The organism is Flavobacterium sp. (genome assembly GCF_044339515.1).
Lineage (GTDB): Bacteria > Bacteroidota > Bacteroidia > Flavobacteriales > Flavobacteriaceae > Flavobacterium.
Genome location: NZ_JBIIVK010000037.1, coordinates 22,855 through 38,164, shown reverse-complemented (window position 1 = coordinate 38,164; position 15,310 = coordinate 22,855). Strand labels below are relative to the sequence as shown.

Here is a 15,310-nt window from a genome sequence, read left to right as displayed (position 1 = left end):
GGCCAAACGCCTTGGTTTTTTATCCTGCGGAATTTCCAAAGCTGCTTTCCTCGAAGAAGAAGCTCCCAGACTAGAAAATTGGCTTAACAAAAACATGCAGGGTCAAATGAGTTACATGGAAAACCATTTCGACAAGCGTTTAAATCCAACATTGTTAGTAGAAGGTGCCAAAAGTGTCATTTCCTTATTATTGAATTATTATCCATCCGAATTTCAAAACGAAGAAAGTTACAAAATTTCAAAATATGCCTACGGACAAGATTATCATTTTGTCATCAAAGAAAAACTGAAAGAACTATTACACTTCATACAAACCGAAATTGGTGAAGTGTCCGGACGAGCTTTTGTCGATTCCGCTCCGGTGTTAGATAAAGTTTGGGCAGCCAAAAGTGGTCTTGGTTGGATGGGAAAAAACACCAACCTTATTACCCAAAAAGTGGGCTCTTTTTATTTCATTGCAGAATTAATTGTAGATGTAGAATTAGAATATGACAACCCAACCACTGACCATTGTGGTTCGTGCACAGCGTGTATCGATGCTTGTCCTACCGAAGCCATCGTTGCCCCGTATGTGGTGGATGGCAGTAAATGCATCTCTTATTTTACCATCGAACTAAAAGAAAATATTCCAACAGAAATGAAAGGCAAATTGGATGACTGGGTTTTTGGTTGCGACGTTTGTCAAGATGTTTGTCCTTGGAACCGTTTTTCAAAATCGCATAACGAACCGCTTTTTCAAGCCAATTCCGAATTACTTTCTTTTACCAAAAAAGATTGGGAAGAAATTACAGAGGATGTTTTTAAAAAAGTTTTTAATAACTCAGCGGTAAAACGAACGAAGTTTGAGGGGTTAAAAAGAAATGTAGAGTTTTTGAAAAAATAAATTTTATTCAAACATTTCCCTTAATTCAACAATTTTTTCATTTGGGCCATCCATATTTATTAAGCCACTTCGTGGTCGGTCTAAATCAACAATGGTAAAGACAGTAAGCGTCAGCATTACTGTAAATCCAATTAAAATTACCCAATCAATTTTTCGTTTGTTATCATATCCAAGTAAAAACGCTGAACAGATACAAAGCATAAAAAGAAAATACATTATTGAGTCAGGAATTGTAGATTCACTGGCTGCTTTTCGGGTTGTAGTAATATCAATCATTGCATTTAAAGCAGGAATCAATTCGGAGGTTCGGGTAGTTATTGGGTCAATTTTTGCGTAATCAGCGGTTATTTTCCATATTTTTTTCCCGAGTAAATCTGCTTGCTTATTGTGTAGTATTGTTTTTTTCATATTCATTCCTGACTGATAAAAGCCGATTCGTTCTTCAACATAAGCTTTTAGATTTTTTCGCAATTCAGTTCTTGTGCTATCCGGATAAATATCTGTTCTTAAAATAACTGTCCCAATGTCGTTTGCTTCATCAATAACCAATTGTCTTCTAGTGTCAAAGCGAGAACTTGCCATACTAAAAGTAAAAGCAAGAATTAAACCTAATAAAGCCAGCAAGGCACCATTTATAGAGCCTAATTCAAAGTTGAGATAATCAGGATTTTTTTTAATAGTTCTTTTGATAAAAAAATGACCAATTAAATAAAATGAAATAATGAAAACAAAAAGTAACAACGCAACAGTGTAAGAAGAAGTCTTTTGAAGGTAAGAAAGGTGTTCCATAGGATTTTGTCGAATTAAAGAAAAATTGCAGTTAAAATTATAGTTTTAAACTATATAATTTTCATTTATAACTAATAAAATTTTATCAAAAGAAACCATTTAAAATTTTCATTTTAATTTAACTCTCTTACCTTTGCTAGTCAAAGTAATGAATTTCTTTAATCATGCACAAAGACACAAAACGCAGAGAAGCCCTTTTATATCACGCGAAGCCAAATCCAGGGAAAATTCAAGTTGTTCCTACTAAAAAATATGCCACACAACGTGATTTGTCGTTGGCTTATTCACCTGGTGTGGCTGAACCTTGTTTGGAAATTGCCAAAGATGTAAACAACGTTTATAAATACACCGCCAAAGGAAATTTGGTTGCCGTAATTACTAACGGAACGGCTGTTTTAGGTTTAGGCGATATTGGTCCCGAAGCCTCAAAACCCGTGATGGAAGGAAAGGCTTTACTCTTCAAAATTTTTGCCGATATCGATGTATTTGATATTGAAGTGGACACAAAAGACATTGATGCATTTATTGAAACCGTAAAAAATATTGCTCCCACTTTTGGAGGAATAAATTTAGAAGATATTAAAGCTCCCGAATCGTTTGAAATCGAACGCCGTTTGGTGGAAGAATTAAACATTCCGGTGATGCATGATGACCAACACGGTACTGCAATTATTTCCTCTGCGGCCTTGTTGAATGCTTTAGAACTAGCCAATAAAAAAGCGAATGAGGTAAAAATTGTGGTTTCCGGAGCCGGTTCGGCCGCCTTGGCTTGTGCTAATTTATACCTTTTATTAGGTGTAAAAGCTGAAAATATAATCATGTTTGATAAAGAGGGTGTTCTACATGAAGAAAGAACAGATTTGTCACCTTTGCAGCAAAAATATACAGCCGGAAAAAAAGGAACTACTTTAAGCGATGCTATGAAAGGAGCTGATGTGTTTTTAGGATTGTCCGCAGGAAATATTTTAACTCCGGAAATGCTATTGAATATGGCTCACGACCCGATTGTATTTGCTATGGCCAATCCGGTTCCGGAAATTGATTATGATTTGGCAATTTCTACCCGAAAAGATATTATCATGGCGACAGGTCGATCCGACCATCCGAATCAAGTGAATAATGTGCTTGGTTTTCCTTATATTTTCAGGGGAGCATTGGATGTCAGAGCAACCAAAATTAATGAAGCGATGAAAATGGCTGCCGTTCATGCCTTGGCTGAACTAGCCAAAATGCCGGTACCGGAACAAGTGAATATAGCGTATGGCGAAACCAAATTGAACTTCGGTCGCGATTATATTATTCCAAAACCATTTGACCCACGATTAATCACGATTGTGGCTCCTGCAGTCGCCAAAGCAGCAATGGAATCCGGAGTGGCTCAAAATCCTATTTTAGATTGGGAAAAATATGAAGAAGAATTAGCTGAGCGATTGGGTTCTGATAATAAAATGGTTCGCTTGTTGGCCAATCGTGCAAAAACAGACCCAAAACGGATTGTTTTTGCAGAAGCTGATCATTTAGATGTACTGAAAGCAGCTCAAATTGTGATGGAAGAAGGAATCGGTAAACCTATCCTTTTAGGAAATAAAGAAACCATATTAGAATTAAAAGAAGAAATTGGTTTTGATGCCGATGTGCCCATTTTAGACCCTAAAACCAAAGAATTGGATGACAAACGAATGCAATATGCTAATTCCTTTTGGGAAGCTAGAAAGCGAAGAGGAATTACTTTGTTAGATGCACAAAAATGGATGCGTGAACGCAATTATTTTGCTGCCATGATGGTGAATGAAGGAGAGGCTGATGCTTTAGTTACGGGTTATTCTAGAAGTTATCCGTCCACTGTTAAGCCGATTATGCAATTGATTGATAAAGCCCCGGGTGTTTCGAGAATTGCCACCACCAACATGATGATGACCAATCGTGGCCCCATATTTTTCTCTGATACCGCCATAAATATGAATCCAACTGCCGATGATTTGGCCAAAATTGCTTTAATGACGGCAAAAACAGTTCGAATGTTTGGTTTGCAACCGGTTGTGGCAATGGTATCTTATTCAAATTTTGGATCTTCTAGTAGCGAAAGTGCAGAAAAGGTTCGTCAAGCAGTCGCTTATTTACATAAGTATTATCCTGATCTAATTGTAGATGGCGAAATTCAAGCCGACTTTGCTTTAAATCCTGAAATGTTGAAGGATAAATTTCCATTTTCAAAATTGGCGGGAAAAAAAGTAAATACGTTAATTTTTCCTAATTTAGAAGCTGCTAATATTAATTATAAAATGTTGAAGGAACTCTATAAAGTTGATTCAATTGGCCCTATCATGCTTGGCTTAGACAAACCGGCTCACATTTTTCAATTAGGAGCAAGTGTTGAAGAAATGGTCAACATGGCAGCCGTGGCTGTGGTTGATGCACAAGAAAAAGAGAAGCGTTTTAAGTCTATAAAAGTTAGTTTTTAACTAAATTTTAAGTTATTAATCGTTTTGTTGATTGATAATTAAAGATTTTTGTTACATTTGAAAATTAACTTAGAACATTAATGATTGCTCACATTCAAGGTCGTTTGGTAGAGAAAACACCTACCGATGTAGTTATTGACTGCAACGGGGTGGGTTATCACCTTCATATTTCACTGCATACTTTTTCACTAATTCCAAATTCAGAAAACGTAAAATTGTTTACGTATCTTCAAGTTAAAGAAGATGCTCACACTTTGTTTGGTTTTATTGAAAAATCGGAAAGGGAAATATTCAAATTGTTGCTTTCGGTTTCAGGTATTGGAGCTAGTATTGCTAGAACAATGCTTTCGTCAATGGAACCAAAACAAATTTTGCAAGCGATTGCTTCGGGTGATGTGCATACCATTCAATCCATTAAAGGAATTGGAGCAAAAACAGCTCAGCGAGTTATCTTGGATTTAAAAGAAAAAGTGTTAAAGGTGTATGATTTAGATGAAGTTTCGATGTCTTTAAACAATACAAATAAAGATGAAGCGTTATCTGCTTTGGAGGTTTTAGGTTTTAACAAAAAATTGGCAGAAAAAGTGGTAGAAAAAATTGTTAAAGACAATCCGGATGCCACCGTTGAATCAGTAATTAAACAAGCATTAAAAAATTTATAATTCTTGAAAACTAAGTATAATTTTAATTTTTTTGCGTCATTTAAAGTAAGCTTTTTTTGGCTCATTTTTCTAATAAGTTTTGCAGCATTTTCACAAGAAGACGAAAATGAAACTCCAACTGATTCTGTTGGGTTTAACAAGGGAAAAATAGAATTAAATAACCCTCCAAGTATTGTTTCGGCTTATACTTATGATCCTGTAACCGACCGCTACATTTACAACAGTAAGATTGGAGAATTTAACATCAACTATCCGGTTATCTTAACACCAAAAGAGTATGAAGAGTTAGTGCTTCGTGAGTCGATGCGTAATTATTTTAAACAAAAATTAGATGCCATGGATGGCAAAAAAGAAGGAGCAGAAGACGCCAAAAAAGATTTATTACCACGCTACTACGTAAACTCCGGTTTTTTTGAAACGATTTTCGGCAGTAACACAATTGATGTTCAGCCTCGAGGTTCGGTAGAAATGGATTTAGGGATTCGCTATACAAAACAAGACAATCCGTCTTTTTCTCCTAGAAATAGAACTACCACTACGTTTGATTTTGACCAAAGGATAAACATGAGTTTAACCGGTAAAGTAGGAACAAGATTGAATGTAAATGCCAATTATGATACCCAATCTACTTTTGCTTTTCAAAATTTAATTAAGCTCGAATATACTCCCGATGAGGATGCCATTTTACAGAATATTGAAGTGGGTAACGTGAGTATGCCATTAAATAATACATTAATTCGTGGTGCTCAAAGTTTATTTGGAGTAAAAGCACAATTGCAATTTGGACGAACAACGATTACCGGGGTATTCTCAGAACAAAAGTCTCAAACCCGTTCAGTTACAGCAGAAGGTGGTGGAACAGTGCAGGATTTTCAAATGTTTGCATTGGATTATGATGCAGACAGACACTTTTTTCTATCTCAATACTTTAGAAATAGATATGACGCTTCCTTAAGACAATATCCGCAAATTGATAGTCGTGTACAAATTACTCGAATTGAAGTTTGGATTACAAATCGTCAAAATAGAATCAATACTTCGCAAGAGGGAAATAATTTGCGGAACATTATTGCTCTTCAAGATTTAGGTGAGTCTCAATTACCGGGATTAACTGATACAGAAGTTGTTGGGATTAGCCCAATACCCGGAGGGTTTTTCAACGTGATTGCCAACACGCCCTCAAAAAACTCAAACAACGATTTTGATCCCGCTTTAATTCAAAGCGGAAGTGGTTTGTTACGTCCTCAAATTAGGGAGATTGTTACCTCAAATGAAGGATTTAACTATAGTGCAGTTGAAGGTTTGGACTATTCAAAACTAGAAAACGCCCGAAAACTAACAGCAAATGAGTTTACTTATCACCCACAATTAGGATATATTTCGCTTCAACAAAAACTGGCTAACGACGAAGTTATTGCGGTTGCTTACCAATATACAATAGGAGACCAAATATACCAAGTTGGAGAATTTGGTAATGATGGAGTAGAATCAACCGTAGTTGATCCGGGAACAAATATACCGGTAACCCAGTGTTTAATATTGAAAATGTTAAAAAGTAATCTAACCAATGTTGAAAAACCAATCTGGAATTTGATGATGAAAAACATCTATCAAATTCCGGGAGCATTTCAATTGGAACAAGAAGACTTCAGGTTTAATATTTTATATTCCGATCCTTCGCCATTAAACTACATTACCCTAACAAATCCTTTGCCTTCACCAGAAGATGAAGTTTCTGAAACACCTTTACTAAGGGTATTTAATGTAGATAGATTAAATTATACCAATGACCCACAGCAAGGAGGAGATGGTTTTTATGATTTCATTCCAGGTTTAACGGTGGATAGCCAAAATGGGCGATTAATTTTTACAACAGTAGAACCCTTTGGAAAGCATTTGTTTGAAAAATTAAAATCAGGTCCGGGAGAAGATTATAACAATACGATTACAGGATACAACGCCAACCAAAATAAATATGTATTCAGAAAAATGTATCGTAGTACTCAAGCAGATGCATTACAAGACAGTGAAAAAAATAAGTTTTTGCTTAGAGGTCGCTATAAATCAACCGGAGGTGACGGAATTCCAATTGGAGCTTTCAATGTGCCAAGAGGTTCTGTAGTTGTAACAGCTGGTGGTCGCACATTGGCAGAAGGAATTGATTATACTGTAAACTACCAATTAGGAAGAGTGAGAATTTTAGATCCTTCTCTCCAAGCATCAGGAACTCCTATTAATATTTCTGTGGAAAACAATTCTGTTTTCGGTCAGCAAACCAGACGTTTCATGGGTGTGAATGTAGATCATAAATTTTCAGATAAATTCCAAATTGGTGCTACGTATTTGCGAATGACAGAAAGACCGTTCACTCAAAAATCAAGTTTTGGTCAAGAATCTGTAAATAACAGCATTTTTGGTTTTAACGGAAATTACTCAACCGAACTTCCTTTTTTAACCCGTTTAATAAATAAATTACCAAATATTGACACTGATGTCCCTTCCAATATTTCAGTTCGTGGAGAAGTTGCATTTTTGAAGCCGGATACGCCAAAGGCAGATAACTTTGATGGGGAATCTACACTTTATGTGGATGATTTTGAAGGCTCGCAAACCACCATCGACATGAAATCACCATTGTCTTGGAGTTTGTCAAGTGTTCCACTTCATAACAATGAAAGTACTTATAATTTTGGTGAAACACTTACAGGTCGAAATACAGGGTTTAAACGAGCCAAATTAGCATGGTATACAGTAGACCCAATTTTTTACACTAGTCAGCGACCCAGTAGTATTTCTGATGAAGAAATGGCATTGAATAAAACAAGAAGAATTTTTATCAATGAAATTTTCCCGGTAACGGATATTGCTCAAGGACAACAAACCGTTATCAACACCCTAGATTTAACCTATTTTCCAACGGAAAGAGGACCTTACAATTATAATCCGGACACAACAACCGATAATACTTTACCTAATCCGGAAACAAATTTTGGCGGAATCATGCGAGCCATTAATTCAACCAATTTTGAACAAGGAAACGTTGAATATATTCAGTTTTGGATGATGGACCCCTATCATGGAACTGACGAGTTTAACCCATCTAACACAGGTGAAATTTATCTAAACCTAGGCGAAATATCAGAAGATGTTTTAAAAGACGGTAGGAAACAATATGAAAATGGTTTGCCGGGTGTTGGTTCAACTCAGCCAACAATTCCAACTTTTTGGGGTAAAGTTCCGGCTTCACAATCATTAATTTATGCTTTTGATACTGAAGATGGCAACAGAGCTCTTCAAGATATTGGTCTAGATGGTGTAAATGATGCTGAAGAAGGCCTGTTAGATGGGCTACCTCCTCAATTTTCGTCTTTTCAAGATCCTGCCGCCGACAATTATCAATTTTATTTAGATGCTACCGGAAATGTAATCGAACGATATAAAAATTATAACGGGTTAGAACGAAATTCTCCGGTTAGCGTTTCAGATAATAACCGTGGAAACTCTACATTACCAGATGCTGAGGATATCAATAGAGATAATACCATGAATACGATTAATGCGTATTTTGAATATAAAATTGAAGTGGCTCCTAACATGGCAGTTGGTCAAAATTATATTACTGACATTGTTTCGGTAGCTGCAACACCGCCAAGTAGTAACGGTCCGAGCTTACCCGAGGCAAGATGGCTTCAATTTAAAATTCCGGTCTCTCAATTTCAAAATAAAATTGGAAGTATTTCTGATTTTCGTTCCATCCGTTTTATGAGAATGTTCATGACCGGTTTTACCGAAGAAATGACTGTTCGTTTTGGAGTATTAGAATTGGTTCGAGGAGAATGGAGAAGATATTTAGGAACATTAGACCCTAATGAAACAATAGAACAAGACGAAGATGACAACACAGCTTTTGACGTTCAATCGGTGAATATTCAGGAAAATAGCAACAGAACTCCGATTCGCTATGTTATGCCACCCGGAGTAAATAGAGAGCAGTTGTTTAACAATAATACTGTAATTAATCAGAACGAACAATCTTTGTCCCTTCGTGTAGCTAAAAAGAATTCGAGTTTACCGGGAGGTTTAGAGCCACAAGATTCAAGAGCCGTTTTCAAAAATTTAGAGGTCGATATGCGTCAGTTTGAAAAACTAAAAATGTTTATTCATGCTGAAGCAATCGAAAATAATGTGGATGCAGAAAGATTGTTAGATGACGAAATGGTTGCCTTTATTCGATTTGGAAATGATTTCACGCAAAACTTCTATCAAGTTGAAATTCCTCTTAAAATAACACCACACGGGTCAACAGTGCCGGAAGAAGTGTGGCCGGAAGAAAATGAAATTGACTTAAAGTTAGCTTTGCTCACACAACTTAAAATTTTAGCAATCAACGGAGCCAATCCTAATCCGGATGAAATTTATTTTCAAGATGAAGATGAGTTGGATCCATCCGCGGCATCTAAACCAAACAAGCTTCGTTTAGGAATCAAAGGAAATCCTAATTTCGGATTGGTGAGAACATTGATGATTGGTCTTCGAAATACAAAAACCGGAGCCGTTGAAACACAAAGCATTCGAGGTGAGGTTTGGTTTAATGAATTACGAGTAGCCGGGTTGAAAAATAAAGGAGGATTTGCCGCTATTTTAAATGTAGATGCAAATGCAGCCGATTTTGCAACTGTTTCTGCGACCGGAAGAATGAGTACAATTGGATTCGGAGCATTAGAACAAGGTGTAAACGAACGAAGTCGGGAGGATATGCAACAATATGACATTGTAACCAATATCAATGTTGGTCAGTTACTTCCGAAAAAGTGGGGTATAAATTTGCCGTTTAATTATGCAGTAGGTGAACAAACCATTACTCCGGAATACGATCCTTTTAATCAAGATATAAGACTCGAACAGTTGTTGGATATCACGACAGATCCTGCGGAAAGAGAAAATATTGAAAAAAGAGCAATTGATTATACCAAGCGAAAAAGCATTAATTTTATCGGTGTTAGAAAAGAACGCGGACCTGAGCAAAAAGCTCGCGTATATGATGTTGAAAATTTTACACTATCCCATTCTTTCAATGAAGTTGAAAAGCATAATTATGAAATTGAAGATTTTGTTGACCAACAAACTAGAACAGCTGTTGATTATGCCCACACTTTTCAAAATAAACCAATTGAGCCTCTGAAAAACAATAAGTTTATGAAGAAATCTCAATATTGGAAATTGTTAAGTGACTTCAATTTTAATTACTTACCTTCAAATATTAACTTTAGCTCTAATGTAATCAGACAGTTTAACCGTCAACAGTTCAGACAAGTTGAAGTGGAAGGAATTCCGTTGACAGCATTGTACAGAAGAAATTATTTATTTAATTATCAATATGGGTTTAATTTTAATCTAACGAAGTCATTAAAATTGAATTACAACGTAAGTAGAAGTAATATTGTTCGTAATTATTTTGATGAAGATGGATTCCCGGAAGAAGATAACAGAATTTTTGATGACTATTGGGCAGTAGGTACACCAGATCAACACAATCAACAGTTTGTATTGAATTATGATTTACCACTAAGTAAATTACCCTTCCTGAGTTTCTTAAAATCCAATTATTCTTATACTGGAACTTACAGTTGGATGCGTTCTTCGGATGCTTTATCTACATTTGAAACCGAGGATGGATTTGTATTTGATTTAGGAAATACTATTCAAAACTCTGCCTCCCATCGATTGAATGCTACGATGAATATGGATTTGTTTTACAAGTACATTGGTTTAACAAAAGGGAAAAAGAAGACCACGACCCAACCAAAACCAGCTGCACCAAAACCGGGTGAAAAAATTGTTAGTACCAGACAGCCTCAACAATCAGAAGGGAATGTTTTTCTTGATGGTTTAATAGGTGTTGTAACAAGTGTAAAGAACATTCAAATAAACTATACACAAAACGAAGGAACAGTTTTGCCGGGTTACACTCAATCGCTAGGTTTTTTCGGTTCATCTAAACCTACAACCGGATTTGTATTTGGACTTCAAGACGATGTGCGATATGAAGCTGCTCGAAGAGGATGGTTAACAATATATCCTGAATTTAATCAAAACTTTACACAAGTTGTTACCAAACAATTAAATGCTACAGCTAAAGTTGATTTGTTTCCGGATTTCACAATCGACTTAACGGCCGACAGAAATTACATGGAGAATTTTTCTGAGCAATATGATGTGGAAAGCGGTATTTATAATTCAAGATCACCTTATACAACTGGAAATTTCTCTATATCAACTGTTTTAATAAAAACAGCTTTTAAGAAAAGTGATGAGTTTAATTCAGATGCTTTTCAAAACTTCAGAGACAATCGCTTGGAGATTGCCAATCGTTTAGCAGAACAATATTATGTGGGTGATATTCCAAGAGTTACTGATTCGTCTAATCCAAATTTTGGTTATCCGATTGGTTTTGGAAGAAACAGTCAGGCGGTATTGATTCCATCTTTTTTGGCAGCTTACTCCGGAAAAGAATCAAGTGGAATTTCTTTAGATGCTTTTAGAGATATTCCAATCCCAAATTGGACTATCAAGTACAGTGGTTTGATGCGTTATAAATTTTTTAAAGATAGATTTAAACGTTTTTCTTTACAACACAGTTATAAAGCGGCCTACACAATCAATTCGTTCCGGTCTAATTTTGAATACGAACAAAATCCTAATCAGTTAGATCAAGGAGGTAATTTTTATAATAAAACATTAATCCAAAATGTAAACTTAGTAGAACAATTCAATCCTTTGATTCGTGTTGATTTTGAGATGCAGAATTCATTTAAGTTTTTAGCCGAAATGAAAAAAGACAGAGCTTTATCAATGAGTTTTGATAATAATTTGCTCACAGAAATTCAAGGGCTTGAATACGTAATTGGGCTTGGTTTCCGATTTAAGGATGTAACGTTCACTTCTGCTTTGGCAGATAATCCACAAGGAGTTATTAAAAGTGATATAAACATTAGAACCGATTTTTCATTTAGAGACAATAAAACAATTGTACGTTATTTAGATTACGATAACAATCAATTATCTGGGGGTCAGAATATTTGGTCTGCAAAGTTAACAGCTGATTATGCGTTTAGTAAAAATCTTACGGCTATTTTCTTTTATGACCATACTTTTTCAAAAGCAGTTATATCTACCGCCTTTCCTCTAACAAATATTAGAGCCGGATTTACTTTACGATATAATTTTGGAAATTAACATAAAAATTAATTGAAAAATAGTTTAAAATAATTGTATAAAAATTACATTTGTACAAACAATTTACAATAATGAATATACCATCAAATTTAAAGTACACTAAAGACCACGAGTGGGTTAGTTTAGAAGGAGATATTGCAACGGTAGGAATAACAGATTTCGCTCAAAAAGAATTAGGCGATATTGTGTATGTTGAAGTAGAAACACTTGATCAAACACTTGAAAAAGATGAAGTTTTCGGAACTGTAGAGGCTGTTAAAACTGTCTCTGATTTATTTTTGCCTCTTTCCGGCGAGATTATTGAGTTCAATGAAGAGCTTGAAGCGAGTCCTGAAAGTGTAAATACAGATCCTTACGGAGCAGGTTGGATGGTGAAAGTAAAAGTTTCTAATCCATCTGATTTTGATAATTTATTAAGCAGCGATGCTTACAAAGATTTAATTGGTGCATAAAAAGAACTTTCTTATTCTGACTTTGATTTTTTGGATATTTTTTATCACAACATTAAGTCTGGTTAGTTTAAGTGGTTTACCCAAAATTTCTCCACAAAATGGAGATAAATATGTTCATTTTATATTTTATTTTGTTTTAACCTTGTTACTTATTTTAAACATAGTAAGTAAAACCAGTTTGAAAAATGCAATAATTATTTCCTTTTTATTGGCTGTTTTTTATGGCATAATTATTGAACTGTTACAAGGTGTCTTAACCGAAAACCGAAAACCGGAAGTAGCGGATGTTTTCTCCAACTCTTTTGGTAGTTTAGTAGCAACAATTGTTGTGCTACTGAACAGAAAAAGGTTAAATTTTATAAAATAATTTTAATTTTTTTGATAAATAGCTATATTAGCAACTCAATTAACGAAATATGGAACCAAAAAAGAATTTAAATGTTGACCCAAAGCGAAATAGTTCGCTCTACTTTCAGCTTGGATTAGCAGCTATTGCAATACTTTCTTACCTTGCAATAGAGTTAAAGACATACGAAAAAGACTTGTCTGGTCTTACTAAAGAAGTAGACAACAGTTTTCTAGATGAAGACGTGCCGGTAACTATGCAGTTGAATACACCGCCGCCACCGCCACCGCCACCACCACCTGCTCCTGAAGTAATTAAGGTTGTTGAGGATAAAAAAGAAATCAAAGAAGTAGAGATTCAATCTACCGAAACCAACCAGAAAGAAGAAGTAGTTAAAGCAGAAAAAGTGGTTGTAGCTGAAGAGGTAGAAGAAGATATTGATGTACCCTTTGCTATCATTGAAGATGTACCTTTATTTCCAGGTTGTGAAAGTGTTGCAAAAGACAAAAGAAAAGATTGTTTTCAAGAAAAGATACAAGCACACATTAAGAAAAACTTTACTTATCCCGATGCTGCTATTGATGCAGGACACCAAGGTAAGGTATTTGTAAGTTTCATTATTGAAAAGGATGGAAGTGTTTCCATTGCAAACATGAGAGCACCTTACCCAACTTTAGAAAAAGAAGCAAGAAGAATCATGACCAAATTACCAAAAATGACTCCAGGAAAACAAAGGGGAAAACCGGTAAGAATGACCATGAGTATCCCGATTACATTCAAATTAGATCAATAATTATTTGATAAAGTAAGTTATAATCCACTCAATTTGAGTGGATTATTTTTTTTTGGCATAACTTTTGGTTTCTATTTTTTATAACTAATCCATAGAAACCATGAGAAATTTAGATGATTACCCAAATGTAAAGCACAATGGAAAAATTTATTTCCAACTTGGACTATTAGCAAGTTTAATTGCTGTTTATTTTATTATTGAATTGGAGACACCGGCTTCTGAAATTGAGGCCTTTGAGAGAAGAGAGATTATAGACATCTCTGAAAAACCTTTCACCCATGATTTTACTGTAGAAAAAGAGCCTCAAAAAGAAATTGCTAAAGCAGAGCCTAAACCTGAACCAATCCCACGAAAACCTTTTGTAGATACATTTAAACCTATTGTCAATACTGAACCGGAACCGGAAAATACTGAAACAACTTCTCCTGATGATGCACTGGATAAAGATTTGATTAAACCTGAAACTACCGCTGCATCGCCAACAAATACAATTCTGCCAATCAAAAAAGATGTTTATGATGGAAATGAGTTAGAAGAATTGCCAACTTTCAAAGCTTGTACGGGTTTAAAAGGTGATGCACAAAAAGCATGTTTTAATGAACAAATGAAGAAATATTTACAAAGAAACTTACGCTATCCTGAAAGAGCAAAAGAAAATAATAAACAAGGATCCGTTTTGGTTGAGTTTATCATCAATACCAATGGTTCTATTTCGGGAGTAAAACCTACAAATGCTGCCCGATTCCATGATAAAGACCTTGAAAACGAAGCCATTCGAGTAATCAGTAAATTACCAAATTTACAGCCCGGAAAAGTAAAAGGGGAGTCGGTTAATGTTCGGTATAGAATTCCAATTACATTTCGTTTAAGTAATTAAAAAATATTTATAGATAAAACGCATCCCACTTCGGTGGGATTTTTTATTTTTACGCAATGGATATTAAACAATTTTTAGATTCAACCTATTTAAAAACACCTGAACAAGCTGGATTGTCTTTTGAGGAAAATAGAAGAATAGTTCAAGGTTTCATTTCCGAAGCTATTGATGAACGTTTTAAACTCATCATGATAAGACCGGATATGGTTGCCTTTGCAAAAAAAATGATTTCAGAGGCCAAATCAAAAGTTTTGGTTGGAACTGTTATTGGCTTTCATGAAGGAACCGATAGTTGTGAAGAAAAACTTTCTGAAGCTCAAAAAGCTATTGAAGACGGTGCAGATGATTTGGATTTTGTTTGCAATTATGAAAAGTTTAAAGCAGGCGATGTAAATAGTGTTAAAGCAGAAGTTTTGAAATGTACACAGCTCGGAATATCTAACCATAAAACAGTGAAGTGGATTATTGAAGTGGCCGCTCTATCCGACCAACAAATTATTCAATTAACTACGTTAATTAAAAATGTAGTGATTGCCAATTTTAAGGAAGATAATTACGCCTCCGTTTTTGTAAAATCATCTACAGGATTTTATAAAACACAAGACAACAAGCCTAATGGAGCGACTATTCCCTCTATCATAATGATGCTTGAAAATAGTGCTCCACTACCGGTAAAGGCCGCAGGAGGAGTTCGAACCTACCAAGAGGCTGTCGAAATGATTAACTTGGGTGTAAAAAGAATTGGGACTTCATCAGCCAAAGCTATTTCTGCTGGATTAAAGGCTGAAAATAATTATTAATAATGACTCA

General features: G+C 35.2%; 10 protein-coding genes. 9 read left to right on the top strand and 1 reads right to left on the bottom strand.

The window, feature by feature from the left end; translation table 11 throughout:
* Positions 1-883 (top strand): tRNA epoxyqueuosine(34) reductase QueG (queG, locus tag ACIQ0M_RS10750; RefSeq protein ID WP_396152081.1); only part of this gene is annotated, 883 nt, incomplete at its 5' end.
* A gap of 3 nt (positions 884-886) precedes the next feature.
* On the opposite strand, the gene ACIQ0M_RS10745 is transcribed toward queG, so the two are convergent.
* Positions 887-1,672 (bottom strand): hypothetical protein, encoded by a 786-nt coding sequence (locus ACIQ0M_RS10745; protein WP_396152080.1) that lies wholly within the window; start codon positions 1,670-1,672, stop codon positions 887-889.
* A gap of 164 nt (positions 1,673-1,836) precedes the next feature.
* Here ACIQ0M_RS10745 and ACIQ0M_RS10740 point away from each other — a divergent pair, with 164 nt between their 5' ends.
* From ACIQ0M_RS10740 to deoC, 8 genes are all read left to right on the top strand, one after another.
* A complete protein-coding gene (locus ACIQ0M_RS10740; RefSeq protein WP_396152078.1) occupies positions 1,837-4,134 on the top strand; it encodes an NADP-dependent malic enzyme in 2,298 nt (765 codons plus the stop codon).
* Between the two features lie 80 nt (positions 4,135-4,214).
* Positions 4,215-4,796, top strand: a complete 582-nt coding sequence (gene ruvA, locus ACIQ0M_RS10735) for a Holliday junction branch migration protein RuvA (RefSeq protein ID WP_396152076.1) — start codon at positions 4,215-4,217, stop codon at positions 4,794-4,796.
* 3 nt (positions 4,797-4,799) lie between these two features.
* Positions 4,800-12,032 carry a cell surface protein SprA gene (gene sprA / locus ACIQ0M_RS10730; protein WP_396152074.1) on the top strand — a complete coding sequence of 2,411 codons (7,233 nt, stop codon included), beginning with the start codon at positions 4,800-4,802 and terminating at the stop codon, positions 12,030-12,032.
* 71 nt (positions 12,033-12,103) lie between these two features.
* Positions 12,104-12,484 (top strand): glycine cleavage system protein GcvH, encoded by a 381-nt coding sequence (gcvH, locus tag ACIQ0M_RS10725; RefSeq protein WP_396152072.1) that lies wholly within the window; start codon positions 12,104-12,106, stop codon positions 12,482-12,484.
* The gene (locus ACIQ0M_RS10720) at positions 12,477-12,851 is read left to right on the top strand and encodes a VanZ family protein (protein ID WP_396152070.1); all 375 of its coding nucleotides are present in this window, start codon (positions 12,477-12,479) and stop codon (positions 12,849-12,851) included. The genes gcvH and ACIQ0M_RS10720 overlap by 8 nt, the downstream gene beginning before the upstream one ends.
* Positions 12,852-12,900: 49 nt before the next feature.
* Positions 12,901-13,623, top strand: a complete 723-nt coding sequence (locus tag ACIQ0M_RS10715; RefSeq protein WP_396152068.1) for an energy transducer TonB — start codon at positions 12,901-12,903, stop codon at positions 13,621-13,623.
* Between the two features lie 100 nt (positions 13,624-13,723).
* On the top strand, positions 13,724-14,500 hold the full coding sequence (locus ACIQ0M_RS10710) for a TonB family protein (RefSeq protein WP_396152066.1): 777 nt from the start codon (positions 13,724-13,726) through the stop codon (positions 14,498-14,500).
* A 56-nt stretch (positions 14,501-14,556) separates the two neighbouring features.
* Positions 14,557-15,300, top strand: coding sequence for a deoxyribose-phosphate aldolase (deoC, locus tag ACIQ0M_RS10705; RefSeq protein ID WP_396152064.1), 744 nt, complete (start codon positions 14,557-14,559; stop codon positions 15,298-15,300).
* Positions 15,301-15,310: the final 10 nt, after the last annotated feature.